The sequence below is a fragment of the Nocardia sp. NBC_00416 genome, assembly GCF_036032445.1.
Taxonomy (GTDB): domain Bacteria; phylum Actinomycetota; class Actinomycetes; order Mycobacteriales; family Mycobacteriaceae; genus Nocardia.
The window spans coordinates 3977699-4004543 of sequence record NZ_CP107932.1 but is presented as its reverse complement, the minus strand read 5'-3'; the positions used below and the strand labels follow the sequence as shown (position 1 = coordinate 4004543).

Below are 26845 nucleotides of genomic sequence, written 5' to 3'. Positions count from 1 at the left end.
AAAGGGTCTGACCTGGGGAATTACCGACCGGCGCGCGGAAACCGCCCCGATTCGAAGTGCGCCCGGTGCTCGGTGCAGGTGGTCGGGCGTCGGCGTCAGGCGGTGACTGCAGCGGTGACGGCGGCGGTCAACCGGATCAGTTCAGCGGGCGCGACCTCGATCTCGAGGCCCCGCCGCCCAGCGCTGCACAGCACCCGGTCCCAGCCCAGCGCCGACTCGTCGACAACGGTCGGATGCCGTGTGCGCTGGCCCAGCGGGGAGATGCCGCCGAGCACATAGCCGGTGCCCCGTTCGGCCCGGATCCGGTCGGCCATGACCGCCTTGGGCGCGCCCAGCGCGGCCGCCGCGGCCTTCAGCGACAAGGTATCGGGAACCGGCAGCACCGCGACCGCGAGGGCGCCGGTGGACAGCTCCAGCACCAGGGTCTTGAAGATCTGCCGCGGCTCGACGCCGAGCCGGGCGACCAGCACGTCGACCGCCTCACCGCCGTAAGTGCCCGCCCGAGGGTCGTGATCGTAGCTGTGCACAGTGTGCCTCGACCCGGCCGCGACCAGGGCCCGGATCGCCGGTGTGGCGCCTGCTGCCATGGCCGAGACCCTACCGGCACGGCGACGCGGATCACGGCGGTCCGGCGCCCTTCCCACGGTCGGGGAACACTTCGAGACCGGAGTGAGTTGTACGCGGCAGATACAGCGCATCGGGCGGAAACAGTTCCCTCCGCCGGATGCGGACCCGCCGTAAGAGTGAAGGAGTGACGGTGCCCGTTCTTGTCGAACCACGCCCGGTCCACCACCATCCGGCTCCGGCGCGCACGCGGTTCTTCTCCGACTTCGCACTCCCGGTAGATTTGGCTGGTAAGCCGATCGAAGGGACACGTGTGACGAGCGAGGACGACGTGGCGACCGAAACCGGCGCCGACGAGCGGCCTGCCGAACAGCCGGAGACCGACGCCGAACTGGCCCGGCGGTTCGAGCGGGACGCCCTGCCCATGCTGGACCAGCTGTACGGCGCCGCGCTGCGGATGACGCGTAACCCGGCCGACGCCGAAGACCTGGTCCAGGAGACCTACGTCAAGGCCTACTCAGGTTTCAAATCCTTCAAAAAAGGCACCAACCTGCGGGCCTGGCTGTACCGGATCCTCACCAACACCTACATCAACTCGTATCGGAAGAAACAGCGCCAGCCCGCGCAGTACCCGACCGACGAGATCACCGACTGGCAGCTCGCCGCGACCGCGGAACACAGTTCCACCGGACTGCGCTCCGCCGAGGTCGAAGCTCTCGACGCGCTCCCGGACGACGACATCAAAGCCGCGCTCGTGCAGCTGCCCGAGGAGTTCCGGATGGCGGTGTACTACGCCGATGTGGAGGGATTCCCGTACAAGGAAATCGCCGACATCATGGGCACACCTATCGGTACGGTGATGTCCCGGCTGCACCGCGGCCGGAAACAATTGAAGGGTTTGCTCGCCGATGTGGCGCGCGAACGAGGCTTCGACCGCACCGGGTCCGGGGCCGATACCACCGCGGGGCTGCGCCAGGAGGTCAAGCAGTGAGCACCGAGCGCGATCCCGATATGGAGCTCGACTGCACGGCGGTACTGGCCGACGTCTGGCTCATGCTCGACGGTGAGTGCGACGACCGCACCCGGGAGCGGCTGCGGCACCATATGGACCACTGTGCGCCGTGCATCGAGGCCTACGGCATCGAAGAGAAGATCAAGAGCATGCTCAGCCGCAAATGCGGCGGCGACCGAGCCCCCGACGCGCTGCGCGAACGGCTGACAGTGGAGATCCGTCGGTCGGTGACCATTCACACCGACGACGTGTCCGCCGATCCGGGCCGCGCCTGATCCGGTCGGCCTCCAACACAGCGAGCGGCCTGTACTTCGATACGAAGTACAGGCCGCTCGTGGTCTGTGCCGGGCCTCAGCCCGTCGGCTCAGGCGTTGGGACGTTTGCCGTGATTGGCGGCGTTTCCCTTACGGCTGCGCTTCTTGCGGCCACGCTTACCCATCGGTAGCTCCCTCCTGGGGACAATTCCCGCGACTGCGGGGAGAGTACATGTTGATCCCGGTCATTGTTTCACGTGTGGTTGGCTGTACCGACGGCGGTACAGCGGGCTCCGGGCACCGGTACCCGAAGGAACGAGCGAACGGGATGTCATGGCGGAAGAAGTGCGGGCGGAAATGGTCTCCACAGTGCTCACCGTCGAGGTCGAGGTAGGGCAACAGGTCACGATCGACCAAACCCTGGTCCTGCTCGAATCGATGAAGATGGAGATCCCGGTCATCACCGAGATCGGCGGTGAGGTCTCCGCCATTGCCGTCACGCCCGGCCAGGTACTCCAACAGGGGGATCTGATCGCGGTTGTTCAGTAGCCTCGAGGTCCGCCGGTGGGGGTGGCGATGTCGATTCGCCGGCGACGATCGAGGATGTGAACCCACGGGCGGCGGTAGGGCATGAGCCGGCCGGTGGATGGGGATATGAGCCTGCCGCACAGGCGAGGAAGCGGGCTCGGCCGGGACGGAGCGGGGTGGGCTCGCCGGCGAACAACCTGCTTGTGACCTGGGTCCCAGGCGGGTTGCCCGACGGATCCTGTGGGCGGGGGCGGGGCCCGGACTGTGCTTAGCTCGATGCATGTCGACACTGAGCGATCTGCTGGCCGAACACACCGACCTACCCGGGTTGGCGGTGGATCATCTGCAGCGGGTGGTCGGTGACTGGCAGCTGCTCGCCGATCTGTCGTTCTCGGATCTGCTGCTGTGGGTGGGCGCCGGGCCGATCCACGATGGCGCCGATATCGTCTGTGTCGCGCAGTGCCGGCCCACCACGGCTCCCACTGTGCACCTGGAGGATCTGGTCGGCAGGGTCGCCCGGCATTCGCAGCATGCACAGGTGTTCGACGCGTTGACCAGCGGTGAGATCGTGCGCACCGATACCGAGGGCGAGGCGCAGGGCGTCTACCATCCGCACCCGGTTCACGCTGTCCGCGAAGCGATTCCGGTGCGCTGCGGTGACGATGTGATCGCCGTGCTCAGCCGCGATACCGACCATCAGCGGTCGCGGGTGCGCAGCGGCCTGGAGATCGCCTACGTCGCCTGCGCCGACGATCTGTGCCAGATGATGGCCGACGGGACGTTCCCGACCACCGAGGACCGTGCCGCGACCCATTCCAGCCCGCGCGCCGGGGACGGCTTCATCCGGCTCGACACCGCGGGCACGGTCACCTATGCCAGCCCGAACGCGCTGTCGGCGTATCACCGCATGGGTTTGCAGGCCGATCTGGCGGGTCAGGACCTGGCCACTACCACCCGGTCGCTGATCACCGATCCGTTCGACGCGCAGGAGGTGGTCGGCGATATCCAGGCCGCGCTGGCCGGCCGGACCGGACGCCGGATGGAGGTGGAGGCGCGCGGCGCCACAGTCCTGTTGCGCACGTTGGTGTTACGCCCGCACGGGGAACTGGCCGGGGCGGCGGTGCTGGTCCGCGATGTCACCGAGGTCAAACGACGGGACCGGGCGTTGCTCAGCAAAGACGCCACCATCCGTGAGATCCATCACCGGGTGAAGAACAATTTGCAGACCGTGGCCGCGCTGCTGCGGCTACAGGCGCGCCGTACCGAGAACGAGGAGGCGCGGGTGGCGCTCACCGAATCGGTGCGCCGGGTCACCTCGATCGCGTCGGTGCACGAGATGTTGTCCATGTCGGTCGACGAGGAGGTCGATCTGGACGAGGTGGTGGACCGGTTGCTGCCGATCATGGCCGATGTCGCCACCGTGCACACCGCTCGAATCACGGTGCGGCGCTCGGGATCTCTGGGCGTCTTCTCGGCGGAACGGGCAACGCCGCTGGTGATGGTGCTGACCGAACTGGTGCAGAACGCCATCGAGCACGCCTTCGACGGCGGCCAGAACGGCACGGTCACCATCCGGGCCGAGCGTTCGGCGCGCTGGTTGGATGTGATCATCAGCGATGACGGTCGCGGACTTCCGGAGGGGTTCAGCCTGCAGTCCTCGGACAGTCTCGGGCTGCAGATCGTGCGCACGCTGGTGACGGCGGAACTGGGCGGGTCGATCGGGCTGCATCCGGGCGCCGATATCGGCACCGACGCGGTACTGCGTGTCCCGCTGGGGCGTCGCTCGGCACGCTGATACCTGACGGAAACTCGCCGGTATCAATTATGCATACCGCCGGACGCCTGTGGTCGAAAACACCGCAGTAATACTCTGGGCAGTGTTCCGGCAAATTCTCCGGCACTCCACCCAGGGCCGGTGGGAAAAATTCAGCCCGGCACCAGATAACTGGTGCCGGGCACTCGCGACTCCCCGGACCGGGCTGGGTCCGGTAGTCGCTTCCCCGCGCTGCTAGACAGTCGTGCGAGTGCGGGTGCGCGCATTGCGCCGCTTGAGGGCGCGCCGTTCGTCTTCGCTCATTCCGCCCCATACGCCGGCGTCCTGCCCGGATCCCAGAGCCCAGGACAGGCATTCGGCGGTAACAGGGCAGCGAGCGCAGACCAGCTTGGCATCGGCAATCTGCGCGAGCGCAGGACCACTGTTGCCCACCGGGAAAAACAGTTCAGGGTCCTCATCGCGACAGATGGCCTTATGGCGCCAGTCCATTCCTTCTGCTCCTTTGTAAGGCGCCGCACAGGGCGCCGTTCGGTTGGTGGGTCGTTCACTTGTGCGAACTGAATGTTTCCGCACGGTTGCTTGTGAATGCTTTCACGAACACCGTAGATGTCAATAGGTATCCGATGCACCGTGGGGAAGCTCACGCACTGACGTCCCGCATCGGGACCTGCCGCAGTCCTTTGTACTCGCCTACGCCGGTTTCTGCAGCACAACGAGATGTATTTCCCGAATGCGTCAGTTCAAACCGGCGATGGAGCGACTACGTCGAGGACGTTCGGCACAGCGGTGAAATCCACCACGTCACGTTCTCCGATGAAGTCGCCGTCGATTTGCAGTCCGATGGGATCGGCGCTGGTGATGCGTACCGACGGGACATCGTCGTCACGGAACAATTTCCGTGACTTCGGTTCTGAGTTCGGCGACAACAGTTGCGTCGCCAGGCGCAGTGTAGGCAGTAATGCCATCGTTCGCACGGCGAACACGCCGAGTCCGGTTTCGAACCTGGTTCCCGGATTGGTGCATACCGGAGTGGTGTCGAGATAAGTCCACGGACTCGTATTGGTGACGAACGCGTAATGAACGCCGGAAACGGGCTCTCGTCCGGGGACGTGCACGGTGAGATCGGGCAACGCGCGTTTGGTCCGGAAGAACTGGCGGACGGTGGTGCGCACATACCGAGCTGGCGTGGCCGCGCGACCCTTGGCTCGGGCGGCGTCGATGGCGGCGCACACATCGGCGTCCAGACCGACCCCGGCACTGAAACAGAACCAACGGTCGTCGGTGATGCCCAGTCCGATCCGGCGGTCCGAGTCGCCGGTTTTGAGCAAATCGATCAACTGATTGGTGGCCGCGACGGGGTCGGGCCGGATACCCAGCGAGCGCGCGAACACATTCGCCGAACCACCGGGGATGATGCCGAGCCGCGGGCGCCACACCTGCCCGTCGTCGACCTGCGGCAGCGGAACGAACCCGTTGATCGTCTCGTTGACCGTCCCGTCCCCGCCGTGGACGACGATCAGATCCATCTCGTTGGTCGCGGCCCACTGAGCCAGTTCCGCGGCGTGACCGCGATGCTGGGTGTGCGCGACAGTCAGCTGGGTCCGGCTCTCGAGCGCGTGCGCGAGCAGATCACGGGTGGCCGCCGTGGTAGAGGTCGCATTCGGATTGACGATCAACAACGTCCGCACCTACGCACCTTAATGGACTGCGTGCATCGACGCCGCTCCCGACGGTACGGTGCTTCGCCCGGCTGCCCGCCGTCGGCGAGCCGGTCGAAGCGCTGTTGCCCCGGGCCTCGCCCCGCCGCTCGCACGCCGAAGGCCCGACCCGCGACCCGCCGGTTCGTCCCGGCCACTGAACAATTGGACCCGGAGGCCGGCACGCAGGGTCGGGGGTCACCCGGTTCTGGAGCGGCGGACCGGCAGGAGCCAGGATCGGGGTCGCCGGACGCAGACCAGGGCTCGAACGTTTTCTGCCGAAGGGTCACCGTCCCGTAACCGGGGTCACCAGGCGCGGACCCGCGGCGGCGCGGGCGGCGCAATCCGACACGGTCGGGCCCGCCCGGTCTTGGAGCGGAGCGTGGTGATCGACCGGCAGGAGTGAGGAGCGGGTTCGGTCGGATTTTGATCGGGGCTGTGAATGGTTTTGCCGAATGGTCACCATTCCGTGGTCGGGGCCCGCCCGGTTATGGAGCGACGAAGCGAAGGAGCGCAAGCGACTGAGCGCAGGAGTGAAGAACCGGGGTTGACGAGGGCCCCGACCCCGCCCCGCCGAAGGCGGGGCAATAGACACAGCACTTTAAGCTGGCCGGGTGGTCGAGCGAAAAGATGTCGGTGGTGTGCCCGGTACCGTTCGCGGGGCGGGGGGATTGGTGACGCTGGAGGGTGCGGTCGCGGTGACCGTCGCGGTGGTGCTGATCGTGCGGGCGCTGCTGGGGCATCGGGAGGACGAGGTCAGCGGTTACGGGACGGCCATGTGGTTCGGGATCCTCGGTGGCGCGGTGCTGGCTTCCGGGATCGGGTTGCTGTTCGGGCAGCGCTGGGGGCGCGCGATCGCGGTGATCACGCAGTTGCTGCTGTTACCGGTGGTGTGGTCGCTGCTGTTCGGGTCGGGTCGGCCGTTGCTCGGGACCGCGCTCGGGGTGGTGGCGTTGGGTGCGCTGGGTCTGCTGTTCGCGCCGCCGACCTCACGCTGGGCCGCCCAGGAGTACGGCGTCACGGGCGAGCAGTGATCGCGCCGTCGGCTCATTCGTGCGTGGCGGGTTCCGCGGTGGCGGCCAGTGTGGTGAGGGCTTCGCCGGTGAGGCGGTAGCCGACCCAGTCGTCCTGTACCTGGGCGCCGAGTGATTCGTAGAAGCCGATGGACGGCGTGTTCCAGGTCAGCACCGACCAGCTGACCCTGCTGTAGCCGTGCATGTGAGCTTCCTGTGCGAGTGCCGCCAGCAGTGCCCGGCCGAGCCCGGTGCCGCGGGCCGTGGGGGTGACGTACAGGTCTTCGAGGTAGATCCCGTGCACGCCGTCCCAGGTGGAGAAGTTCAGGAACCAGATGGCGCATCCGCGCACTTCGCCGTCCATGACCGCCACGTGGGCGAACAGGGCGGGGGTGGGGCCGAACAGCGCGGTGCGCAGTTGTTCGGCGGTGAGTGTGCATTCGTGGCGGGCTTTCTCGTACTCCGCCAGGTCGTAGACCAGGTCGACCAGTGCGGGCACGTCGGCGGGGGTGGCGCGGCGGATGGCCGGGGCGGATGTCATGGCGCGAACTCCTTGCCTGTTGGTGCGGTGGTGTTCGGATCGGGGGGTTCCGGTGCGGCGCGATCCGGCCGGCAGGTCAGCCCGGGCGGCCCGGCCCGAGGTTGTGCGCCCACAGTGTGGGGTCGTCGTGTTCGTAGCCCAGGACGCTGATTCCCGCCGTGGTGAGTGCGAATCGCCGACCCTCCCGGACCTCGAACCCGAGCCAGCGGGCGATGAGGGCGCGGGAGAAGTGACCGTGCCCGACCAGGATCACATCGCGCGTGCCGAGGGCGGCCGTGGCCCGGCTCAGCACTCGGTCGGCGCGGGCGGCGATTTCGTCGGCGGATTCGCCACCGGGTGTCGCCGCGGTCCAGACCGTCCATCCGGGATCTTCGGTCCGGATCTCCGCAGTGGTGCGGCCCTCGTATTCGCCGTAATCCCATTCGGCCAGGTCGGGCTCGATCGTCGGCTCGGTGAGGCCCGCCAGCTCGGCGGTGCGCCGGGCGCGCAGCCGCGGGCTGACGTAGACCAGCGGATCGCGCAGGGACAGGCCGGACAGTATGCGACCGGCCGCTTCCGCCTGTCGGGCACCGGCATCGGTGAGCGGTATGTCGGTGCGGCCGGTGTGCCGGTGTCGCACCGACCAGTCGGTCTCGCCATGGCGGACCAACACCACACGGGCATCGTCGGAGCGGGGCATACGGTCCATCATGCCCGGCTGCGACGACGGCCCCGGGCGCGGTACACCGACGTCCCGTCGCCGGTGCGGTGATCGCCGCGACGGATCAGTGTGTGGTGGCCAGCGTGAGTATCACCAGCGGAACGGGACGGTCGGTGGTGGACTGGAATTCGGCGAGCAGCGGGTTGTTCTCCAGTGCCCAGGCGGCGAACTCGTCGTACTCCGCGCCGGTGAGCACACGGGCCGTGCCGTGGTACACGTGGTCACCCTTTTCCACGATGACCGCCGGATCGGCCCGGACATTGTGGTACCAGGCGGGATAGGCATCCTCGGCGAACGAACTGATGTACAGGGTTTCGCCGCGGTACAGCGCGCCCAGCGGTACCACGTGCCGCTTACCGGTGCGGGCGCCGGTGGTGGTGAGCAGGAGCAGGGTCGCCCCGGCGTAGGAGCCGCCGACCTGACCTCCGTTGGCCCGGAACTCGCGGATCACTTCGGTGTTCCAGGTGGCCGGACCCTGTTCGCTGTACTGGTTCCACGGTGCGGCGGGATCGTCGTAGCGGGTGTAGGTGTCCGCGGTGGTTGCGTCGAGGGGCTGGGCTGCTTCGGTCATGGCGGGCATTCTGCCGAAGGGCACCGACAGAAACCGTTTCACCGCAAGGGTTTTGCGGGCCGCTCCGAGTCGGACCGCGGCGAATCGGTGGCGTCCGGGTCGGCCAGGGCCACGAGTTGGCCGTCACGATGTTCGAGTACGGTATTGCCGAGCACGCCGAGCGAGATCGGGCCGCCGCCGTAATCGGGCCGCGCCACCGGGATGCGGGTCACCTCGGCTCCGGTGGCCGCGTCGAGGGCCGCGACCGCGCCGGGAACCGGCATCAGGAGTTTCCCGGCCATCGGCACCGGTGCGCCGAGCGCGTCCGGGGCCGTCCACAGCGGTTCGAATGTATTGGCGTGCAGCGCGATGACGCTGTTGCCGGTGAAAACCAGGAAGGCCGACCCGATGCGGGTGGTTGTGGTGGTCTCGTCCAGCGGTGCCGAGAGTTCTTGCACCACCACGGGATTGCCCTTGGCGTCGAGGATCGTCAGGCGCGGAGCCGCGGGATCGGGGCCGCTGGATCCCGGCTGGTAGACCGCGATCCGATTGTCCGATACGGCGATCACCCGAGCCGCGGCGGAATCGGCGCCCGCGCCCTCCAGCAGGTGGGAACCGTACTCCTCGGGAACATTGTCGTCCTTCGGGGCGGGGGCCAGGACGGAGATCCGATCGGCCGGCTCGTTCGGGCACTGTTCCAGGACCGCCAGCCGGGACGGACTCGAGGCAGCCGATAGGAGTGTGCATCCTTGACGAGGCTGGGTCTTCCAGTTCTCCCGGGCGTCCACATAGCCGTATTCGAGGGTGCGCACCAGATCCGAACGCCAGACCTCGAGGCGGTCGGGGCCCTGGGCGACCACATAGGTGCCGTCCACCGACAGTCGCACCCGATCGTCCATATAGCTGCTGCGCGCGGTCCGGCGCCGCCCGTCGGCGCCGGAGATCATCGTCGTCTCGCTGCAGCCGCGATCGTTGCGGTACACCGCGACCACCATCCCGAACTGCGACTCGACCCCGCACAGCGGGATATCGCGGGTATAGCGCCACACCTGCTCGCCGGTGCGTGGATCGTGCCCGACGACGCTTCCGCCCGTCCCGGTGACCGCCACGCCCTCGGAGGTGAGGGCTCGGGTCGTCGCGGTATCGGGCGCGCGCCACATTTCGCGCAGCCGGCCGGGAAGTTCGCCGGCGGGCTGTAGCGACCGGGCCGGTGTTTCGGCGACGACCGATTCGGTATCGGTCGAATCGCTGGTCGCCCACGCCACGATCAGCGCGACCACTACGACAACGGCGATCGCGGCTGCGGTGATGACGTCGGCGCGCGTTCGCCGCTCAGGTGCGAGCACGTAGGCGAGCGTAACGGATGGGGCGGCCGCATCCCGATGGTGCTCGGGACCCCGGCCGCCGGGTTCGCCCGGATACGACCGAGCGCCGATGGTGTCCGACACCACCGGCGCTCGGGGTCCTCGCTCAGGCCTGAGTCGACGCGCTTTCGCCGGCGCCCGCGTTCACGGACGCTCCGGAACCGTCGGCTCCGTCGGACTGCGACGCCTGGTCGCCGCCGCTCGTCTCGGATTCGGCGGGTTTGCGACGCCGTCGCCGGCGTGCCGGTTTGTCTCCGCTGCCGCTGTCGGCGGACTCGGCCGCTCCGGATTCCTGGCTGTCGGTCGCGGCCGAACCGCTGTCGTCCCGGCCGCCGGGCCCGGTATCGGCCCCACGCCGCCGCCGTCGCCGCCGGCGCGCGGGTGCCTGGCCGGCCTCGTCGCCGGTGTCGGGACCTTCGCCGGCCGCTGTGTCGGCCTCGGGCGCGCTCGTACCCGCTTCGACAGGTCTACCGCCGCGGGTGCGTTTGCGGTTGCGGTTGCGGGGGGACCGCTCGGGGCGCTCCACCACCACCGCGTCCGAATCGCGCGGGGGTTTGTGTGCCCCCACGGTGCCGGTGATGCCCTCCGGGATGCCGAGATCGGAGTACAGATGCGGCGAGCGCGAATAGGTCTCCACGGGATCGGGGATCCCCAGACCGAGCGCGGCGTTGATGGACGCCCAGCGGGTCAGTTCGTCCCAGTCGATCAGGGTGACCGCGACACCGGTGCGTCCGGCGCGACCAGTGCGGCCGATCCGGTGCACGTAGGTCTTCTCGTCCTCCGGGCACTGGTAGTTGACGACATGGGTCACATCGTCGATATCGATACCGCGGGCAGCGACATCGGTCGCGACCAGGACATCGATGGCGCCCTTCCGGAATTTCGTGAGGGCTTTTTCGCGGGCGATCTGCCCGAGATCACCGTGTACCGCGCCGACCGCGAATCCGCGCTCGGCCAGTTCGTCGGCGACCTTCTGCGCGGTGCGTTTGGTGCGGGTGAAGACCATGGTGGCGCCACGGCCCTCGGCCTGCAGTACTCGCGAGATCAATTCGCTCTTGTCCAGCGCATGCGCCCGGTAGACGAATTGCGCGGTGCGATCGTGCACCGCCGAATCGTGCGGTTCCTCGGCGCGGATATGAGTGGGGCGGGTGAGGAAAGTGCGGGCCAGGGTGATGATCGGGCCCGGCATGGTCGCCGAGAACAGCATCGTCTGCCGTTTGTCGGGCACCATCCCGAGAATTCGCTCGATATCGGGCAGGAAGCCCAGATCGAGCATTTCGTCGGCCTCGTCCAACACCAGGACGCCCACTTTGCCGAGGATCAGATGCTGCTGATCGGCCAGGTCCAGCAGGCGGCCGGGAGTCCCGACCACGACATCGACGCCCCGGCGCAGGGCCGCGATCTGCGATTCGTAAGGCCGGCCACCGTAGATGGAGGTGACCTGCAGCGGACCCTTCTCGTTGGTGAGGTATTTCGCCGCGTTCTCCAGGTCCTTGGTCACCTGGATGCACAGTTCGCGCGTCGGCACGATGATCAGGGCCCGAGGAGTGCCGTCCAGTGGCGTGGTGCCGGATTCGGCGGTGGCGATCCGATGGAGCAGGGGAACTCCGAAGCCGAAGGTCTTACCCATTCCGGTCCGGGCCTGGCCGATGAGATCCTCACCGGCCAGCGCCAGGGGCAGCGTGAGTTCCTGGATTGCGAAAGTGCGTTCGATGCCCATCCCACCGAGTGCGCGGACGATTTCGTCGCGCACGCCCAATTCGGTGAAAGTCGGTGCGGTGTGTGCGGAGTCCAGCTCAGCTGTCAGCAGCGTTTCCGCCAGACCCGGTTCCGGTTCAACTGTGATCTTGCTCAGGTTCGTGCCTTCCCTCGTTATCGCGCTACACGCGCACGAGGCGTGGGGCGGACCGGCCGGTCCGCGACGACCACGGATCCGCCCTGCGATATTCACCCGGGCCGCCGCCGGATGTCGGCAGATGCCCGCGAATGGGGCAGCGAAGCTCGGACATCGGCGCAGCGCATCGGTGACGCGGATCTGGTGCGCGCACATTTTCCGTGGACCCCGGAGAATTCTCTGACCACCGCACGGACACCCGCGGTGCGCGACTTTCGGCGCTGCCGGTTCTCATGGATCGGCTGAATTCTTCCGTTGTCCGTCGCGATTGTAGCGTGCTATTGTTCCGCGCTCCGAAAGGCGCTGGAGCAAATCCGCTGGACGTTGTTTGTTTCCCTCTCCGGCGCAGGTGAGCGGGCCTGTGCGGCAGAGTGTTTCACCCGGTGTGGGGACTATCCACGCGGCCCCGGAATCCGAGATGCCCCGAAGGTGATTCGGCACACACCGTGGGCGTCCGGCCTCGGCTTAGCTGGTACCGCCGTACACGTGTATGAGAGATTCGTGCCGTGAGCATCGCAGACCGAGGTATCGCCCTGGCCGATCGTGCCGTCCGAGCGGTCGATCCGGATGGCGGACTATCCCGGGCCGTCGAGCGGGCCGCACGCAACGTCTGGGCACTGACCTTCGGCGACGGCGTAGAAGGACGCCGGCCGACGCCGACCACGGTGCTCTGGGACGAACCGCATCGCCAGCTGCGCCGTTTCGAATCGACCCTGCTGAGCGGCGGGGCCGGCCCTGCCGCTCAGGGCGTGTTGTTGGTGCCTCCGCTGGCCGCGCCGGCCAGTTGCTTCGATCTGCGGCCCGGTCAGAGCTTGGCCGAGTTCCTGCTGGAGACCGGCCGTGCCCCGTACGTGATCGACTACGGCGAGATCAGCTACGCCGATCGCCGGATGGGTTTCGACGACTGGGTGTACGACATCCTGCCCGAGGCGATCCGCCGTACCGCCGCCGACCGGGCCGCCGCCGGCGGCGAACCGGTCGTGGACCTGGTGGGCTGGTCGCTCGGCGGCACGATGGCCCTGCTCACGACGGCCGCGGATGCCGAGCTGCCGATCCGGTCCGTCACCGCCATCGGCGCCCCGTTGAACTACAACGCGATGCCGATGACCCCGCAACTCGCCGCCGCCGCACGGCTCACCGGCACCGGCGCCGTCGTGGGCGCCGCCCTGCGCGCAGTGGGTGGGGTGCCCGCCCCCCTGACGAGGCTCGGATACCGCATCACCGCGTGGGACCGTGAGGTCAAACGACCCTGGTTCGTCGCCAGCAATCTGGCCCGCACCGAATCGCTGGCCCGGATGGAGGCGATCGACCGTTTCATGGCCGATATGCCCGGCTATCCCGGTCGTGTGTACCAGCAGCTGTGGAACCGCCTGGTGCTGCGCGACGAGATCGGTCGCGGTGTCGTCGATTTCGGAAAGGGCGAGATCCGGCTGGCCGATATCACCGCGCCGGTGTTGCTGGTGGGCGGACCCTCCGATGTCATCACGCCGGCCCGTGCGGTCGAACACGGGGTGTCCACGCTGACCGGTGCGCGGGCGGTCCACTACGAAACCGCGCCCGGGGGACATCTCGGCATCCTCGCCGGCGCCTCCGCCCGTGCCACGACCTGGACCTATCTCGACAAATTCCTCACCACACCAGCCTGACCGCGGCGTCCCCCGCCGACGGCGTACTACGCTGGAGTTCCATGGGAGCACAGTCACCCGCCGCGTGGGGTGTTATACCGAGCGATATGCCCTCTTCACCCATCCCCGCCGAACACCCCGGCGTGACCGATCTGTTCGCGGTGCTCGCCTACGGTGAGGTCTCCGCGTTCTACCGACTGGCCGAGGAAGCCACGCTCTCCCCGTCGCTGCGCGGCAAGGTCGCGGTGGCCCGGATGGCAGCGGCCGAACTCGCGCATTTCGAACGGCTCGAGGCGGCTCTCACCGCGCGCGGCGCCGACGTGTACGACGCGATGGCGCCGTACACCGGCGCGCTGGACGACTACCACCGCTCCACCGACCCGTCCACCTGGCTCGAGTCGATGGTGAAATTCCATGTCGGTGACGGTATCGCCGCCGATTTCTACCGCGAGATCGCCGGGGCCCTCAGCCCCGACGTGGCAGCCGTCGTGCGCGATGTACTGGCCGACACCGGGCATTCGGAATTCGTGATCGACGAAGTGCGCCGCGCGGTGGCGACGAGCCGCTCCGAACGCGACCGTCTCACCCTGTGGGGTCGGCGGCTCCTGGGGGAGGCGATCACCCAAGCGCAGTACGTAATGGCCCAGCGCGACGAACTCACCGAACTCGTGCTGGCGGCGACGGGTGACCTGAACGGAATCGCCACGCTCTTCGACCGGATGCAGACAGCGCACGCGGAGCGGATGTCCGTGCTGGGTCTGTAGACCGCTCGGATCGATGAGCACCATTACGCTGACAGCGCACCCCTGCTGTGTACCGGTCGTGCCCGGGCTCAACTAGCCTTGTCGGGACAACACAGGACTCTAGGTTCGGAGGTTGGCCGTGGAGGTCAAGATCGGTATTTCGGATAGCCCGCGCGAACTCGTCATTGCCAGTTCGCAGAGCCCGGACGAGGTCGAGACCCTCGTCTCCGAGGCGCTGGGGGCTGAGAGCGGGGTACTCGCGCTGGCCGATGAGAAGGGCCGCAAATACCTGATCCAGGCCGCCAAGGTCGCCTACGTGGAGATCGGCGCCGCGACCGGCGGCCGGGTGGGGTTCGCGGCGGTCTGAGGCCGAGCCCGCAGAAGCTCGAAGCCCCTGCCCGGTGGGCAGGGGCTTCGTCGTGTTCGGTCGATCCGATGTCTCAGCCGATCGGATGCAGTGGGACGTGTTTGAGGCCGCCCCAGGCCAGTGCGACGGTGGTGTCCACGGCATCGTCCTTGGGGATCGGGCGGTCGGCCTCGAGCCAGTACCGGGCGGTGAACTGGCTCGCGCCGACCAGGCCGACGGCGAGGATGCGGGCCCGGTAGGGGTCCAGGCCGGAGTCGTGGGCGACCAGGTCGTAGACCGCGTCCACGCAGGCCTCGGTGGCTTGTTCGACGCGGCGCTGGACCTGGGGTTCGTTGGTGAGATCGGATTCGAAGACCAGGCGGAAGCCCTGCATCTCGTTGTCCACGAAGTCGTAGTACGCGGCGACTGCGGCCCGGACGCGCTGTTTGTTGTCGGTGGTGGAGCGCAGCGCCTGGCGCACACTGGACACCAGCATGTCGACATAGTTCTGCAGGACTGCCAGATACAGTTCCAGTTTGCTGGTGAAGTGCTGGTAGAGCACCGGCTTGCTGACGCCCGCGCACTGGGAGATCTCGTCCATACCGGCGGCGTGGTAGCCCCGTAGTACGAAAATCTCACTGGCAGCCGCGAGTAGCTGTAGGCGTCGTTCGTCGCGGGGAAGCCGGGTGCCACGTTTGGGGGCGGTGCCGGACGCCGGGCGGGACGTCATCCGGTCCACGAGGTCGGTCATATTCGGATCTCCCAGTCGATTCCCCGGCAAAGGGGTGTGTACCGGGTCTTTCGAGCACCATACTCGCTTCCGGTGCTGTTGCCGACCCGGGTCGGTGAACCGCCGACCGGCTCCGATCTGCGTGGTGCCGTACAGGAATCCCGGAGGGCGGCCCGCGCGCGAGCCGGTTTGCCGACTGTTGCGGGTACTTCCATTGTGGCCCCTATGGGGGCCTGTGAGAGTCTGGAACTGTGACCGACCGACCGGAAAACCCCTCCGGCGGCGGGCGCAGCGCGCACCGCCCCCAGGATTCAGACCTCGCGGTCGCCGCGAGAGCGGCCACGTCGCGCGCGGACGAACCCCGGGAACCGCTGGCCGCGCGCCGGGATCCCGTCGGGGATCCGGCGCCGGCGGCCCGGGAAGTAGCGGCCGGGCGCACGAAGCGTCGGCTGCGGTTTTCCGCCACCCGATACGGCTGGCGCGTGTATGCGCTGCCGGTGCTGGTCGCGCTGACGGTGTTCGTGGTGTTCGACGCGGTGCGCGCCGGATCGGGGGCGCCGGCGGATCCCGCCGATCCCCGTCTGGGCACGCTCGGGCCGCCGCCGGCCAGTGCCGGGGTCATCGGTGCGCCGCCCGGCGACGGCACTTTTCCGGCGGATCTGCCGATCGGGGCACTGCCCGCCGGTGGGAAGTTCACCGAGACCGGGAAGGGCACATGGCGGATCGTCCCGGGTACCTCCGAGCGGGCCGGTGCGGGCGAGCAGTTCACCTTCACCTACACCGTCGAAATCGAGAACGGTATCGATACCCGCAATTTCGGCGGCGACGAATCCGTGGCCCGGATGGTGGAATCGACCCTCGGCAACCCGAAGAGCTGGGTGCACGACCGCAAGTTCGCGTTCCAGCGGATCGACCACGGAGAGCCGGATTTCCGGATCTCGCTGACGGCCCGCGAGACGACTCGTAAGGCGTGCGGTTTCGATATCCCGATCGATTCGTCCTGCTACAACTCCGATGAGGGTCGCGTGGTGTTGTCGGAGGCGCGCTGGGTGCGCGGGGCACCGGCTTTCGACGGCGATATCGGCTCCTATCGGCAGTACCAGGTCAACCACGAGGTGGGTCACGCCATCGGGTACCACGCGCATCAGCCGTGTGAGAGCGAGGGCGGCCTGGCTCCGGTGATGATGCAGCAGACCTTCGGCACCGCCAACAACCAGATCGCGGCACTGGACCCGACCGGGGTCGTGCCGATGGACGGGAAGACCTGCCGCTTCAACCCGTGGCCGTATCCACGCGGCTGAGCCCGGCCGCGAATGGGCGGCGACGGCCGGGAAGAATGCTTTCCGCACCGGCGTTGTACAGGGAACCTACGCCGGTGTGGGTGCGCCTGGAGGCCGTGGCGGATACCGATCCCCGGCCGGACAGGGCGCGCCCGCGCACACCGCACCCGGCTATTTCGATACGAGGAGTTCGAAGACGTGTCATCACCGCAGTCCCTGCCCCCACTTGTAGAGCCTGCCGCCGAGCTGACCAGGGACGAGGTCGCCCGTTACAGCCGCCACCTGATCATTCCCGACCTCGGGATGGACGGGCAGAAACGGCTGAAGAACGCGAAGGTGCTCGTGATCGGCGCCGGTGGGCTGGGTTCTCCGGCCCTGCTCTATCTGGCCGCCGCCGGTGTCGGCACACTCGGCATCGTCGAATTCGACGAGGTGGACGCCTCGAATCTGCAGCGTCAGGTCATTCACGGTGAGTCCGATATCGGCCGTCCCAAGGCCGACAGCGCCCGTGATTCGATTCTGGAGATCAATTCCGGGATCGATGTGCGGCTGCACAAGATCCGGCTGGAGCCGGAGAACGCGGTGGAGCTGTTCGGCGAGTACGACCTGATCGTCGACGGCACCGACAACTTCGCGACTCGCTACCTGGTCAACGATGCCGCCGTGCTGGCCGGTAAGCCCTACGTGTGGGGTTCGATCTACCGATTCGAGGGCCAGGTCTCGGTGTTCTGGGAGGACGCGCCGGACGGTCGCGGCCTCAACTACCGCGATCTGTACCCGGAGGCGCCGCCGCCCGGGATGGTTCCGTCCTGCGCCGAGGGCGGGGTGCTCGGGGTGCTGTGCGCCTCCATCGGCTCGGTGATGGTGACCGAGGCCATCAAGCTCATCACCGGTATCGGCGACCCGCTGCTGGGCCGTCTCATGGTGTACGACGCACTCGATATGAACTACCGGACCATCAAACTGCGCCGCGACCCCGCGCGTCAGCCGATCACCGAACTGATCGACTACGAGGCGTTCTGTGGTGTGGTGTCGGACGAGGGGCAGGCCGCGGCCGCCGGTTCGACCGTGACCGCCCGCGAGCTGAAGGAGCTGCTCGACGCCGGCGACGTGGAACTCATCGATGTCCGCGAGCCCGTGGAATGGGACATCGTGCACATCGACGGCGCCACCCTGATTCCGAAGGATCGCATCCTCTCGGGTGAGGCGCTGTCCGAACTGCCGCAGAACCGCAAGATCGTGCTGCACTGCAAGACCGGTGTCCGGTCCGCCGAAGCGCTGGCCGCGCTCAAGCGCGCCGGTTTCGCCGACGCCACGCATCTGCAGGGCGGCGTCATCGCCTGGGCTCACCAGGTGGATCCCTCGCTGCCGGTGTACTGAGCGACCTCGGTCGCGGCGCCGGCCGACCCGCGCGTGAACGCGTGCGGGCGGCGGGCGCGGGCCGGCGGGTTCCGGCGTGTCGCGGCACTGCTACGACACGGTGTGGCGCACTGTCGGGGCCCGGCGCCGGGAGTACGGTACCGCCGTGACCACCACTGTCGAACCTCCCGAGCATGTGCGGGCCACCTACGGACTGCGTGAATTGACCCCGGTCGCTCTCGGTGACTGGGAAGGCGGCTGGCGCCTCGGCGATGTGGTCCTGAGTCCCGTTGCCGACCATGCGCGGGCGGCCTGGTCGGCGAAGGTCCGGGAAAGCCTGCGGGTGGACGGGCTGCGGCTGGCCCGGCCGGTGCGGGCCACCGACGGCCGGTACGTGGTGTCGGGCTGGCGGTGCGACACCTATATGCCGGGGGCTCCCGAACCGCGGCACGACGAGGTGATCTCGATATCGCTGCGGCTGCACAAGGCCACCGCGAACCTGGAACGGCCCAGGTTCCTGTCGCAGCCGCCGGTGACACCCTGGCTGGACGTGGATGTGTTCGTGGCCGCGGATCGGGCGGCGTGGGAGGCGGTGCCGCTGCGCACCCTGCGTGCGGCCGGCGCGGTGATGGAGAACTCGCCGGACGGGCGCCACAGTCTCGACCTGATCGGCCAGCTCGCCACGCTGCGCAAACCTGTCCGCACTCCTGCGCAACTGGTGCACGGGGATCTGTTCGGCACTGTGCTGTTCGCGGGCGCGCTGACACCCGCACTCACCGATCTCACACCGTATTGGCGTCCGCCGGCGTGGGCGGCGGGAGTGGTCGTGGTGGACGCGCTGTCCTGGGGCGGGGCCGACGACGGACTGCTGGAACGCTGGTCCGATCTACCCGAGTGGCCGCAGATGCTGTTGCGTGCGGTGATGTTCCGGCTGGCGGTGCACGTGCTGCATCCGCGATCGACGCCGGAAGCGCTGCCCGGCCTGGTGCGCACGGCGGACATGGTGCGCTTCCTGCTCTGAGACCCGGTTGGTCCGGTTCCTCCCCAATCGGCGACCGCAGTCAGGATCCACCGCGGGGGACGCCGTGCCGAGTGGCCGACCCTGCGTTTCGCATCGCCTGATCGCGGCGCCCGATCGCGCCGTGTTCCTCGGTTGTGGTGGCCGACCCCACCCCGAAGTGGTTCGGTATTCTCGCTCGTTTGTGAGCCCTGACAGGAACCGCAATACGGCTACGGAAGGTGAACCGCGGCCACGGTTCGAGGGGGTCGGGGTGGAGCGGTACCAGATCCACACCGAGCTGCTGCCCGCGTATCAGCAGATTCGGCGAGCCATCGACAACGCATCGGCGGCCTGTGCGGGGATCAGCGGTGTGCTCCATGTCGGGTTCACCGCCCCCTGGTGCGGTGACCTCATCGTGCGGGCTGCGCAGGAGTTGCGCTCCCGCCATCCCCGCTGCGTCGTCGAGCTCCGGGAAGCCACTTACAACGCCGCTGTCGAAGCGCTGCGGAACGAGGAGGTCGACCTGCTGGTCGCCGAGCTTCCCGTGGTGGGGCCGGGCGTCATCGTCGGCCCTGTCGTGTTCTCCGAGCCCCGTTGTCTCGTAGTGCCCGCCACCCACCACCTGGCGGTGCGGAAAACGGTGTCGATGGAGGACCTCGCCCTCCTGCCGCTGATCACCGCGATCGGCGTGTCCCCGGTCTGGCGCGACGCATACTTCCCCCGCCGCACACCCCGCCGTAGTAGGCGGCATTGAGCATGAAGCCGACGATCAGCGACACAGTTCGCGAGCGGAACAGCGGCAGCGGGACCATCGGGTGCTCGCCTCTGGCCTGCACCACGAAGAAAGCGGCAGCAGCGGCCGCGGCCACCAGTAGCGACCCGACCGTGAGCGGTCGGCCGAAGCCCTCGGCGCCGCCCTCGATAACTCCGTAGATCAGCGCGCCCATCGCGAGTACCGCCGTCACCTGCCCCACCACATCCAGCCGCGCGGGCAGCCGCGGAGAGGCCGGTACCCGGACCAGCAGGGCGAGGGCCAGCAGGCTTGCCGGCAGGTTGATGAAGAAGATCCATTGCCAGCCCGCGGTGGCGGTCAGTGCCCCGCCGAGCACCGGCCCGGCCGCGACCGCGACCGCGCCGCCCACAGTCCAGATGGCGATCGCCTGCGCCCTTTTCGCCTGGTCGGGGAAGCCCTGGCGGACCATCGCCAGCGACGCCGGCATTACCACCGCCGCGGCGGCTCCCTGCACCAGCCGCGCCGCCACCAGCAGGCCGAGTCCCGGCGCCAGCCCGCACCCGGCCGACGCCAGCGCGAAGAGTACGAGTCCGCCGCCGAATGCCCGGCGGGCCCCGATGCGGTCGGAGAGGGCGCCCGCCGAGAGCATCAGCGCGGCGAATATCAGCGCGTACCCGTCCACGACCCATTGCAGCCCGGACATGCCGACGTCGAGGCTGCGGCCGATATCGGGCAACGCGACGGTGACTATCAGCGCGTCCAGAGTAATGAGGAAAAAGCCCAGCAGGGCCGCACCGAGCACCGCGGGCGATCCGCCCTGGTCCGCGGGACGGGCCGCGGCGGAGGGGGCGAGCAGGGTTTTCATCAGCGACTCCTGGGACGTTCGGACCGGGCGTGCAACCAAGATTCGAGGCCGGGCGACCACTGATGGACCGGCCGCGATCCGGCGGCTGCGAGACCGGAGAGTGCCGTGGCACCGCGGTTATGCCGTCGGCGGCGGGGCAGGGTGAGAACCGGCCCCGAAGGGCGGCGCAGTGCGGTTATCGGGAGCGTGAGCCTGCTACCTGTGCGGGCGTGACACTGTTGCCGTCGTCCCAGGTCGCGGTCATCACCACGGAGTGGAGCGCAGGAGTGTCGATTCGCGGTGGTCCGCGTGCACCGCCATGCGTGTGCATGTCTCGGCGACCGCCCGCTCGGATTCGGCCACAGACGGCGCGGCGGCCTCGGCGGGTTCGAGCATGGCTGGGTGATCTCCTGTCGCCATGGTGGGTTCGGGTGGGTGCTCCGGCGGCGGGCGAAATGCTCGGCCGCCGGGAGAAGGAAAGTCGGGTGAGTGAACAGGCGAAGTCCGAGCGCCACGCGCTCGCCGCCCTTCACACAGTGCCAGTCGGCGGACCCGTCGAACAACGCCCGATGCGTAAGGACAACTTTAGCGTCGCTAAAGAATCCCGTCGGGCCGCGAGTGTCGAATGAGAATCGCCCGCCCGTCCGCCGAATCCGGATCACCGTTGCAGACACGGGCCAGTTCCATTGTCGCGCAATAGTTCTCATCGTCGCTTGCGGGTCCGAGGCGCCATCAACTCCCTTGACGAAACCGCAAGTAGACCCGCATATTCGCCGGAAGCCGGCCGATCTCGGACCGGCCGGCTCCTGGAGGAACGGGAAGTGTCAGACGTTGGCGTAGGCCAGTGACGGGACCCGGCCCACCGCGAACGAGGCGCGCCGGTAGAACCACCAGGTGACCCCGGCCATCACCAGGAACGCCACCGCGTAGGCCCAGAAGGCGGGCGCCATGGTGCCGAAGTGGGTGTTGGACAGGCGCAGCGCCTGCTGGAGTACGAAACCGCCGAACGCGCCGACCGCACCGATGACCCCGATCGCCGCACCCGCTTGCCGCTTCGCGGAAGCGGCCGATTCGGCGGCTGTCATTCCGTGGTCGGCCGTGTGCTTCCGTACCTGGGCGCTGAAGATGGACGGGATCATCCGGTAGGTGGATCCGTTGCCGATTCCGGTGAGCACGAACAGCACCAGGAAGGCCAGCAGATACAGCGGGAAACTCTTCATCTCGAGCGCTGTCATGATCAGCGCGACCGCCACCGCCATTCCGCCGAACACCATGACGGTGATCTTGGCGCCGCCGCCCAGTTTGTCCGAGAGCCAGCCGCCGAACGGCCGGGAGAACGAGCCGACGAAGGCGCCGAGGAAGGCGAGGTTGCCGATGGTGGTGATCCAGCCGATATTCGCCAGATCGGGGAAATTGGCTTTGATGAGGGTGGGGAAGGCGAACGAGAATCCGATGAACGAACCGAAGGTGCCGACATAGAGGAAGGCCATCACCCAGGTGTGCCGGTTGGTCAGTGCCAGTTTGTAGGAGCGTCCGTCGGATTTCGCGGTGGACAGGCTGTCCATATAGCGCAACGCACTGAACGAAGCGGCCAGGATGAACGGGATCCAGACCAGGACCGACAGGGTGATGCCGAACCGGTAGCCGGCGGCGTCCTGTGCGGTGAGGTGAGTGCCCAGGGTGATCAACAGCGGTACCAGGAGCTGGGTCTGCGCGACGCCGAGATTGCCGCCCGCGGCATTGATTCCCAGTGCCGCGCCTTTCTTCCCGTCCGGGAAGAAGAACGAGATGTTGGCCATCGACGACGAGAAGTTGCCGCCGCCGAAACCCGATAGCGCGGCCAGGATCACGAATACCCACATCGGTGTTCCGGGCTGGTTGACGAAAACGATCAGACCCACGGTCGGGATCAGCAGCATCGCCGCGCTGAATGCCGTGAAGGCCCGCCCGCCGAAGCGAGGAATGGCGAAGGTGTACGGGATGCGCAACGTCGAACCGACCAGCGTCGGAATGGAAGTGAGCAGCAGCGCATTGCTCACCGCGGTCGGGTTTCCTTTGCCGAGTCCGTCCAGGAAGGCGAATCCGGCGGCGCCCATACCGGTCACCACGCTGGCCCACAGGACCCAGATGCTGAATCCGAGATTCTCCGCGAACACGGAGAACAGCAGGTTCTTCTTCGCGGTGCGGTCGGCGCCGGATTCCCAGAACCGTTCGTTATCGGGTTCCCACCCGTCGATCCAGCGCCCGCGGCGCCGGTGGGTGAAGGCTGTTGCCGTATCGGGTGATTGCCGGCCGGTGTCGACTATCGCGGTCATCGGCGTCCCTCTCGTCGTGACTCGACGCCCCGGAATCGGGGCGCCCGGCCGCGGCAGCCGGGCAGTCGAGTGCGGTGTTGTGACGTGAGAAAACGCTAGAAGTCCGGTGTTTCAAAGAAATAGCGCGCAATGACGATCGCCACAAATCCCGCTCACGATCGCGGAACACCCGGGTGATCGGTCGTTAACGTCGTTGGAACGCGCGTTCAGTGGTCGGGGTAGTCGGCCAGCAGCGTGTCGAGGAAACAGCGAGTGGTCTTGGCTGCCCGGTCCGCGTCGCCCTCGATGATGGCCTGCACCAGTTCGCGGTGTTCGGCGCAGTACCAGCGGTTGATGCGATCGGTGCGCGAACGGGTTACCGATTCGATATTGCCGAGCAGCAGATCGTAGAACTCGATGTACACCGCGTTGCCGCTGGCGACGACGATCGCGCGATGCAGCTGCACATCCGCCTCGATGGCGGCGGTGCGGTCCACCCGCCACAGGCTGTTGCGCTCTTCGAGCAGCCGGCGCAGGGTGGCGATATCGGATTCGTCGCGGCGATGGGCGGCGAGCGCGGCGGCGGTGGCCTCCAGCCCGTGACGGAGTTCCAGGACGTCGCGTTCGGCGGCTTCGGCGAAGTACTTGGCGAGGGTGCCGCCTACCTCCGAGGTGGCGATGACATAGGTGCCGGAGCCCTGCCGCCGTTCCAGCATTCCGGCATGGACCAGCGCCTGCACGGCTTCGCGCAGAGTGTTGCGGCCGGTGCCGGTGAGTTCGGCCAATTCCGGTTCGGTGGGTATTCGCGTGCCGATCGGCCAGCGACCGGAGCGGATATCCTCTTTGAGTTGCTCGGTGACCTGGGCGATGAGACTGGTGCGTCGGACGCTTTGCACCGCAACAGAGTACCGCTGATCACAATCCCCTTGCTCCACTCATAGGGTCATCCTATGATTTCTCGGTGACTGCGACGCTGCCCGAGGCTACCCATGCGGCCGATCCCTCCCTCGAGCAGCGCAAACGTTCGCTGACCGAGGGACGCCTGCTGGTACTCGCGGCAATCGTCATGTCCGCCCTCACTCTCCGAGTGGCGGTCACCGCGTTCACCCCCCTGGCCGAGGACATCGGCCGGGATATCGGCTACTCGACGGCCGTGGTCGGGATATTCGGGATGATCCCGACCCTGATGTTCTCCGTGACGGGTCTGCTGACCCCGCTGCTGGTCCGCTTCCTCGGGTTGGAACGGACGGTGCTGGCCGCCATGGCGGCCGCGGGCATCGGCATGCTGGTCCGCGTGTTCGTCTCGGGCACGGCCGAACTGCTCCTGTTCTCCGCACTCGCGCTCGGCGGGATGGGCATCGGCAATATCGTGGTCCCGCCGCTGGTGAAACGCTATTTCCCGGACCGGCTGGCCACCGTGAGCGCGCTCTACATCACCATGGTGCAGATCGGCACCGTGCTGCCCGCGCTGGTCGCGGTGCCGCTCGCCGAGGCGCACGGCTGGCGCGTCTCCCTGGGCGTGTGGGCGCTACTCGGTTTCGCGGCCGCCGTGCCCTGGATCGGCGTGCTGCGTACCCGCCGCGGTCGCGACAAGGCCGACAACACGGCACTTCCGGCCGCGGGCGCTCCGCCGGTGAAGGTGTGGCGCTCGCCGCTGGCCTGGGGAATGGCGGCCACATTCGGAATGACCTCGCTGACCACCTACTCGATGTTCACCTGGCTGCCGACGATCCTCGCCGACGCCGGCGCCGACGCGGCCTTCGGTGGCTCGATGGTCGCGCTGTTCGCGCTCGTCGGATTGGTCGCCGCGCTGACCGCGCCCACGGTGGCGGCCCGGCTCGCGAACCCGTATCCGGTGGTCGTGGGTTGTGCCGCCTGTTTCCTCGTGGCCTTCGCGGGGCTGCTGCTGGCGCCGATGAGCGCGCCCATCCTGTGGGTGACGATCCTGGGCCTCGGTCCCAGCACCTTCCCGATGACACTCACCCTCATCAATCTGCGCACCCGGACACCGGCCGGGTCGGCGGCGCTCTCGGGCTTCACGCAGGGCGTCGGTTACGCGCTGGCCTGTATCGGACCGGTGGTGTTCGGCATGCTGCACACGGCGACCCACGGGTGGACGGCGCCGTTCGCGCTGCTCTGCGTCGCGGTCCTGGTGCTGCTGATCGGCGCCTGGCAGGCCTGCAAACCGCGGATGCTCGAGGACGGCGCGGCGGGGCGCTGAAGCCCGCCCGAGTTGCGGCCGGCAGTGACGCGGGTCATCATCGGACCGAGCCCTCACCGCGGCCGGCGGCGAAAATGGGCACTTCGTGATCGACGGAAACGCTGATGTGACAACGAGTTAACATCGGCGGTCTTCTCACCTGACCGGCTCGAACCGCGTGAGAAACCGTTGATTCGACGGTCATTCTGGGCAGCATTGCCGCAATACCCGTTTCCTAACGTTGGGTCGAACCACGTTGGGAGGCCCTTTTGAGCACGCAGACGGAAAGCCGCGCTTTCGCAGCGTCGATCCGGCGGCCGAAGCTGGAACGCTGGGACGCCGAGGACACCGCGGCCTGGGCAGCCGGCGGTAAGAAGATCGCCACGCGCAATCTGATCTGGTCGGTCGTCGCCGAGCACATCGGATTCTCCATCTGGTCCATCTGGTCGGTGATGGTGCTGTTCATGCCAACCGAGACCTACGGGATCGACGCGGCGGGCAAGTTCTTCCTCGTCGCCGTGCCCACCCTGGTCGGCGCGATTCTGCGCATCCCCTACACGGTCGCGACCGCCCGGTTCGGCGGCCGCAACTGGACGGTGTTCAGCGCCGCCGCGCTACTGGTTCCGGCCGTGCTCACCCTCTACTTCGTGAATCAGCCCGGCACCTCCTATACGACCTATCTGGTTGTCGCGGCGTTCGCCGGTCTGGGTGGCGGCAACTTCGCCTCCTCGATGACCAACATCAACGCTTTCTATCCGCAGCGGCTCAAGGGCTGGGCCCTGGGCATGAACGCGGGCGGCGGCAATATCGGCGTCCCCGTCATCCAGCTGTTCGGCCTGCTGGTCATCGCCACGCTCGGCGATCAGTACGCCTCGGTCATCTGCGCGACCTACCTGGTGCTGGTGGTGCTGGCCGGACTCGGGGCCGCCCTGTTCATGGACAACCTGCCGAACCAGAAGGCCGATCTGTCCTACATGCTCACGGCATTGAAGGTGCCGCAGTCCTGGGCGGTGTCGTTCCTCTACATCGGCACGTTCGGTTCCTTCATCGGGTACAGCTTCGCCTTCGGCCAGATCCTGCAGATCAGCTTCGTGACCGGCGGCGAGACCGCGGCGCACGCGGCTCTGCACGCCGCCCAGATCGCGTTCATCGGACCGCTGCTCGGCTCGATCGCCCGCCCCTACGGCGGCAAGCTCGCCGATCGGATCGGCGGCAGCCGGGTGACCCTGTGGACCTTCGTGGCGATGATGCTCGCGGCCGTGCTGGTCGCGGTGGCCTCGACGGTCGCCGACGGTTCGAGCACCGGCGCCTCGGGCGGGGTGCTGGTGACCCTGGTCGCCGGGTTCGTCGCCCTGTTCATCCTGTCCGGCCTGGGCAACGGCTCGGTCACCAAGATCATCCCGTCGGTTTTCGACGCGAAATCCCGCGGCCTGGACGCGCGCCCCGCCGATCGCGCCGCCTGGGCGCAGAACACCTCGGGCGCGCTCATCGGTTTCGTCGGCGCCGTCGGCGCCCTGGGCGGCGTCGGTATCAACCTGGTCCTGCGGTCGTCCTACTCCTCGACCCAGTCCGCGACCACCGCCTTCTGGGTGTTCATGGGGTTCTATATCGCCTGCGCCCTGGTCACCTGGACCGTGTTCCTGCGCCGTCCCGGCGCCCCGGCCCGCGACCGCGAGGTGGTCGCCGAAGCCGAGGCCCTGGTCCGCCGGGCCGAATCCGGCTCCCGTATCCCCGCCCGGCCCACCGCATCCCGGTCTGCCCGGCCGTCGGCAAGCCGCTGACACCGGACCCCCACGGAGG

28 protein-coding genes are annotated in these 26845 nt (G+C 67.9%); 14 read left to right on the top strand and 14 right to left on the bottom strand.

Annotated features, from left to right (window positions below):
- Window positions 1–95: 95 nt before the first annotated feature.
- A complete protein-coding gene (locus OG804_RS17065; RefSeq protein ID WP_328387688.1) occupies window positions 96–587 on the bottom strand; it encodes an aminoacyl-tRNA deacylase in 492 nt (163 codons plus the stop codon).
- A 137-nt stretch (window positions 588–724) separates the two neighbouring features.
- Here OG804_RS17065 and OG804_RS17060 point away from each other — a divergent pair, with 137 nt between their 5' ends.
- On the top strand, window positions 725–1555 hold the full coding sequence (locus OG804_RS17060) for a sigma-70 family RNA polymerase sigma factor (protein WP_442941552.1): 831 nt from the start codon (window positions 725–727) through the stop codon (window positions 1553–1555).
- Window positions 1556–1575: 20 nt separating this feature from the next.
- The gene (rsrA, locus tag OG804_RS17055; protein ID WP_442941884.1) at window positions 1576–1851 is read left to right on the top strand and encodes a mycothiol system anti-sigma-R factor; all 276 of its coding nucleotides are present in this window, start codon (window positions 1576–1578) and stop codon (window positions 1849–1851) included.
- 89 nt (window positions 1852–1940) lie between these two features.
- Here the strand turns inward: rsrA and OG804_RS32365 are convergent, their stop codons facing one another.
- Window positions 1941–2015 carry a 50S ribosomal protein bL37 gene (locus tag OG804_RS32365; protein WP_022597109.1) on the bottom strand — a complete coding sequence of 25 codons (75 nt, stop codon included), beginning with the start codon at window positions 2013–2015 and terminating at the stop codon, window positions 1941–1943.
- Between the two features lie 148 nt (window positions 2016–2163).
- On the opposite strand from OG804_RS32365, the gene OG804_RS17050 reads away from it, so the two are divergent.
- Together OG804_RS17050 and OG804_RS17045 are read left to right on the top strand one after the other, a co-directional pair.
- Window positions 2164–2379, top strand: a complete 216-nt coding sequence (locus OG804_RS17050; RefSeq protein WP_328387685.1) for a biotin/lipoyl-binding carrier protein — start codon at window positions 2164–2166, stop codon at window positions 2377–2379.
- 259 nt (window positions 2380–2638) lie between these two features.
- A complete protein-coding gene (locus OG804_RS17045) occupies window positions 2639–4153 on the top strand; it encodes a sensor histidine kinase (protein ID WP_328387683.1) in 1515 nt (504 codons plus the stop codon).
- A gap of 213 nt (window positions 4154–4366) precedes the next feature.
- Here OG804_RS17045 and OG804_RS17040 read toward each other — a convergent pair whose 3' ends face one another.
- Together OG804_RS17040 and OG804_RS17035 are read right to left on the bottom strand one after the other, a co-directional pair.
- Window positions 4367–4621 (bottom strand): WhiB family transcriptional regulator, encoded by a 255-nt coding sequence (locus OG804_RS17040; protein ID WP_327149979.1) that lies wholly within the window; start codon window positions 4619–4621, stop codon window positions 4367–4369.
- A 251-nt stretch (window positions 4622–4872) separates the two neighbouring features.
- On the bottom strand, window positions 4873–5820 hold the full coding sequence (locus OG804_RS17035; protein WP_328387681.1) for a diacylglycerol/lipid kinase family protein: 948 nt from the start codon (window positions 5818–5820) through the stop codon (window positions 4873–4875).
- Between the two features lie 623 nt (window positions 5821–6443).
- On the opposite strand from OG804_RS17035, the gene OG804_RS17030 reads away from it, so the two are divergent.
- Window positions 6444–6863, top strand: coding sequence for a hypothetical protein (locus tag OG804_RS17030; protein WP_328387679.1), 420 nt, complete (start codon window positions 6444–6446; stop codon window positions 6861–6863).
- A 13-nt stretch (window positions 6864–6876) separates the two neighbouring features.
- Here the strand turns inward: OG804_RS17030 and OG804_RS17025 are convergent, their stop codons facing one another.
- The 5 genes from OG804_RS17025 to OG804_RS17005 form a co-directional block, all read right to left on the bottom strand.
- On the bottom strand, window positions 6877–7383 hold the full coding sequence (locus OG804_RS17025; protein WP_328387677.1) for a GNAT family N-acetyltransferase: 507 nt from the start codon (window positions 7381–7383) through the stop codon (window positions 6877–6879).
- Window positions 7384–7459: 76 nt separating this feature from the next.
- Entirely contained in the window at window positions 7460–8062 is a 603-nt protein-coding gene (locus OG804_RS17020; protein ID WP_328387675.1) for an acid phosphatase, read from the bottom strand.
- An 85-nt stretch (window positions 8063–8147) separates the two neighbouring features.
- Entirely contained in the window at window positions 8148–8654 is a 507-nt protein-coding gene (locus OG804_RS17015; protein ID WP_328387674.1) for a nitroreductase/quinone reductase family protein, read from the bottom strand.
- A 38-nt stretch (window positions 8655–8692) separates the two neighbouring features.
- Complete coding sequence (locus OG804_RS17010; RefSeq protein WP_328387672.1) at window positions 8693–9979, bottom strand: Rv3212 family protein; 1287 nt, start codon at window positions 9977–9979, stop codon at window positions 8693–8695.
- Between the two features lie 124 nt (window positions 9980–10103).
- On the bottom strand, window positions 10104–11819 hold the full coding sequence (locus tag OG804_RS17005; protein WP_328398463.1) for a DEAD/DEAH box helicase: 1716 nt from the start codon (window positions 11817–11819) through the stop codon (window positions 10104–10106).
- 578 nt (window positions 11820–12397) lie between these two features.
- Between OG804_RS17005 and OG804_RS17000 the strand changes: the two genes are divergently transcribed.
- The 3 genes from OG804_RS17000 (at window position 12398) to OG804_RS16990 (ending at window position 14626) form a co-directional block, all read left to right on the top strand.
- Window positions 12398–13537, top strand: coding sequence for an alpha/beta fold hydrolase (locus OG804_RS17000; RefSeq protein ID WP_328387670.1), 1140 nt, complete (start codon window positions 12398–12400; stop codon window positions 13535–13537).
- A gap of 41 nt (window positions 13538–13578) precedes the next feature.
- Window positions 13579–14280, top strand: coding sequence for a ferritin-like fold-containing protein (locus tag OG804_RS16995; protein ID WP_442941551.1), 702 nt, complete (start codon window positions 13579–13581; stop codon window positions 14278–14280).
- 118 nt (window positions 14281–14398) lie between these two features.
- On the top strand, window positions 14399–14626 hold the full coding sequence (locus tag OG804_RS16990; protein WP_328387666.1) for a DUF3107 domain-containing protein: 228 nt from the start codon (window positions 14399–14401) through the stop codon (window positions 14624–14626).
- 73 nt (window positions 14627–14699) lie between these two features.
- Here the strand turns inward: OG804_RS16990 and OG804_RS16985 are convergent, their stop codons facing one another.
- Window positions 14700–15356, bottom strand: a complete 657-nt coding sequence (locus OG804_RS16985; protein WP_328387664.1) for a TetR/AcrR family transcriptional regulator — start codon at window positions 15354–15356, stop codon at window positions 14700–14702.
- 230 nt (window positions 15357–15586) lie between these two features.
- Between OG804_RS16985 and OG804_RS16980 the strand changes: the two genes are divergently transcribed.
- The 4 genes from OG804_RS16980 to OG804_RS16965 all read left to right on the top strand — a co-directional run bounded on the left by OG804_RS16980 (window position 15587) and on the right by OG804_RS16965 (window position 19728).
- Window positions 15587–16636 (top strand): DUF3152 domain-containing protein, encoded by a 1050-nt coding sequence (locus tag OG804_RS16980; RefSeq protein WP_442941549.1) that lies wholly within the window; start codon window positions 15587–15589, stop codon window positions 16634–16636.
- Window positions 16637–16813: 177 nt separating this feature from the next.
- Complete coding sequence (moeZ, locus tag OG804_RS16975) at window positions 16814–17995, top strand: adenylyltransferase/sulfurtransferase MoeZ (protein WP_328387663.1); 1182 nt, start codon at window positions 16814–16816, stop codon at window positions 17993–17995.
- Between the two features lie 145 nt (window positions 17996–18140).
- Window positions 18141–18995, top strand: a complete 855-nt coding sequence (locus tag OG804_RS16970; RefSeq protein WP_328387662.1) for a TIGR02569 family protein — start codon at window positions 18141–18143, stop codon at window positions 18993–18995.
- A 181-nt stretch (window positions 18996–19176) separates the two neighbouring features.
- Complete coding sequence (locus OG804_RS16965; RefSeq protein WP_328387661.1) at window positions 19177–19728, top strand: substrate-binding domain-containing protein; 552 nt, start codon at window positions 19177–19179, stop codon at window positions 19726–19728.
- Here OG804_RS16965 and OG804_RS16960 read toward each other — a convergent pair.
- The 4 genes from OG804_RS16960 to OG804_RS16945 all read right to left on the bottom strand — a co-directional run bounded on the left by OG804_RS16960 (window position 19649) and on the right by OG804_RS16945 (window position 23741).
- Window positions 19649–20572, bottom strand: a complete 924-nt coding sequence (locus tag OG804_RS16960) for an MFS transporter (protein WP_328387659.1) — start codon at window positions 20570–20572, stop codon at window positions 19649–19651. The two genes, OG804_RS16965 and OG804_RS16960, sit on opposite strands and share 80 nt — an antisense overlap.
- A gap of 243 nt (window positions 20573–20815) precedes the next feature.
- Window positions 20816–20947: a hypothetical protein gene (locus tag OG804_RS16955; RefSeq protein ID WP_328387657.1), complete on the bottom strand. Its 132-nt coding sequence runs from the start codon at window positions 20945–20947 to the stop codon at window positions 20816–20818.
- Window positions 20948–21375: 428 nt separating this feature from the next.
- Window positions 21376–22866 (bottom strand): MFS transporter, encoded by a 1491-nt coding sequence (locus OG804_RS16950; protein WP_328387655.1) that lies wholly within the window; start codon window positions 22864–22866, stop codon window positions 21376–21378.
- 206 nt (window positions 22867–23072) lie between these two features.
- A complete protein-coding gene (locus tag OG804_RS16945) occupies window positions 23073–23741 on the bottom strand; it encodes a FadR/GntR family transcriptional regulator (protein ID WP_328387653.1) in 669 nt (222 codons plus the stop codon).
- A 65-nt stretch (window positions 23742–23806) separates the two neighbouring features.
- On the opposite strand from OG804_RS16945, the gene OG804_RS16940 reads away from it, so the two are divergent.
- Complete coding sequence (locus tag OG804_RS16940; protein WP_442941548.1) at window positions 23807–25066, top strand: MFS transporter; 1260 nt, start codon at window positions 23807–23809, stop codon at window positions 25064–25066.
- 248 nt (window positions 25067–25314) lie between these two features.
- On the top strand, window positions 25315–26826 hold the full coding sequence (locus OG804_RS16935; RefSeq protein ID WP_328387651.1) for a nitrate/nitrite transporter: 1512 nt from the start codon (window positions 25315–25317) through the stop codon (window positions 26824–26826).
- The last annotated feature ends 19 nt before the right edge of the window (window positions 26827–26845 follow it).

What these genes read in the sequence shown, in the direction of transcription:
- OG804_RS17065 (WP_328387688.1), bottom strand. Translation starts at nt 587, where the DNA reads ATGGCAGCAGGCGCCACACCGGCGATCCGGGCCCTGGTCGCGGCCGGG.
- OG804_RS17060 (WP_442941552.1), top strand. Translation starts at nt 725, where the DNA reads ATGCGGACCCGCCGTAAGAGTGAAGGAGTGACGGTGCCCGTTCTTGTC.
- rsrA (WP_442941884.1), top strand. Translation starts at nt 1,576, where the DNA reads ATGGAGCTCGACTGCACGGCGGTACTGGCCGACGTCTGGCTCATGCTC.
- OG804_RS17050 (WP_328387685.1), top strand. Translation starts at nt 2,164, where the DNA reads ATGGCGGAAGAAGTGCGGGCGGAAATGGTCTCCACAGTGCTCACCGTC.
- OG804_RS17045 (WP_328387683.1), top strand. Translation starts at nt 2,639, where the DNA reads ATGTCGACACTGAGCGATCTGCTGGCCGAACACACCGACCTACCCGGG.
- OG804_RS17040 (WP_327149979.1), bottom strand. Translation starts at nt 4,621, where the DNA reads ATGGACTGGCGCCATAAGGCCATCTGTCGCGATGAGGACCCTGAACTG.
- OG804_RS17025 (WP_328387677.1), bottom strand. Translation starts at nt 7,383, where the DNA reads ATGACATCCGCCCCGGCCATCCGCCGCGCCACCCCCGCCGACGTGCCC.
- OG804_RS17020 (WP_328387675.1), bottom strand. Translation starts at nt 8,062, where the DNA reads ATGCCCCGCTCCGACGATGCCCGTGTGGTGTTGGTCCGCCATGGCGAG.
- OG804_RS17015 (WP_328387674.1), bottom strand. Translation starts at nt 8,654, where the DNA reads ATGACCGAAGCAGCCCAGCCCCTCGACGCAACCACCGCGGACACCTAC.
- OG804_RS16995 (WP_442941551.1), top strand. Translation starts at nt 13,579, where the DNA reads ATGGGAGCACAGTCACCCGCCGCGTGGGGTGTTATACCGAGCGATATG.
- OG804_RS16985 (WP_328387664.1), bottom strand. Translation starts at nt 15,356, where the DNA reads ATGACCGACCTCGTGGACCGGATGACGTCCCGCCCGGCGTCCGGCACC.
- OG804_RS16960 (WP_328387659.1), bottom strand. Translation starts at nt 20,572, where the DNA reads ATGAAAACCCTGCTCGCCCCCTCCGCCGCGGCCCGTCCCGCGGACCAG.
- OG804_RS16955 (WP_328387657.1), bottom strand. Translation starts at nt 20,947, where the DNA reads ATGCTCGAACCCGCCGAGGCCGCCGCGCCGTCTGTGGCCGAATCCGAG.
- OG804_RS16950 (WP_328387655.1), bottom strand. Translation starts at nt 22,866, where the DNA reads ATGACCGCGATAGTCGACACCGGCCGGCAATCACCCGATACGGCAACA.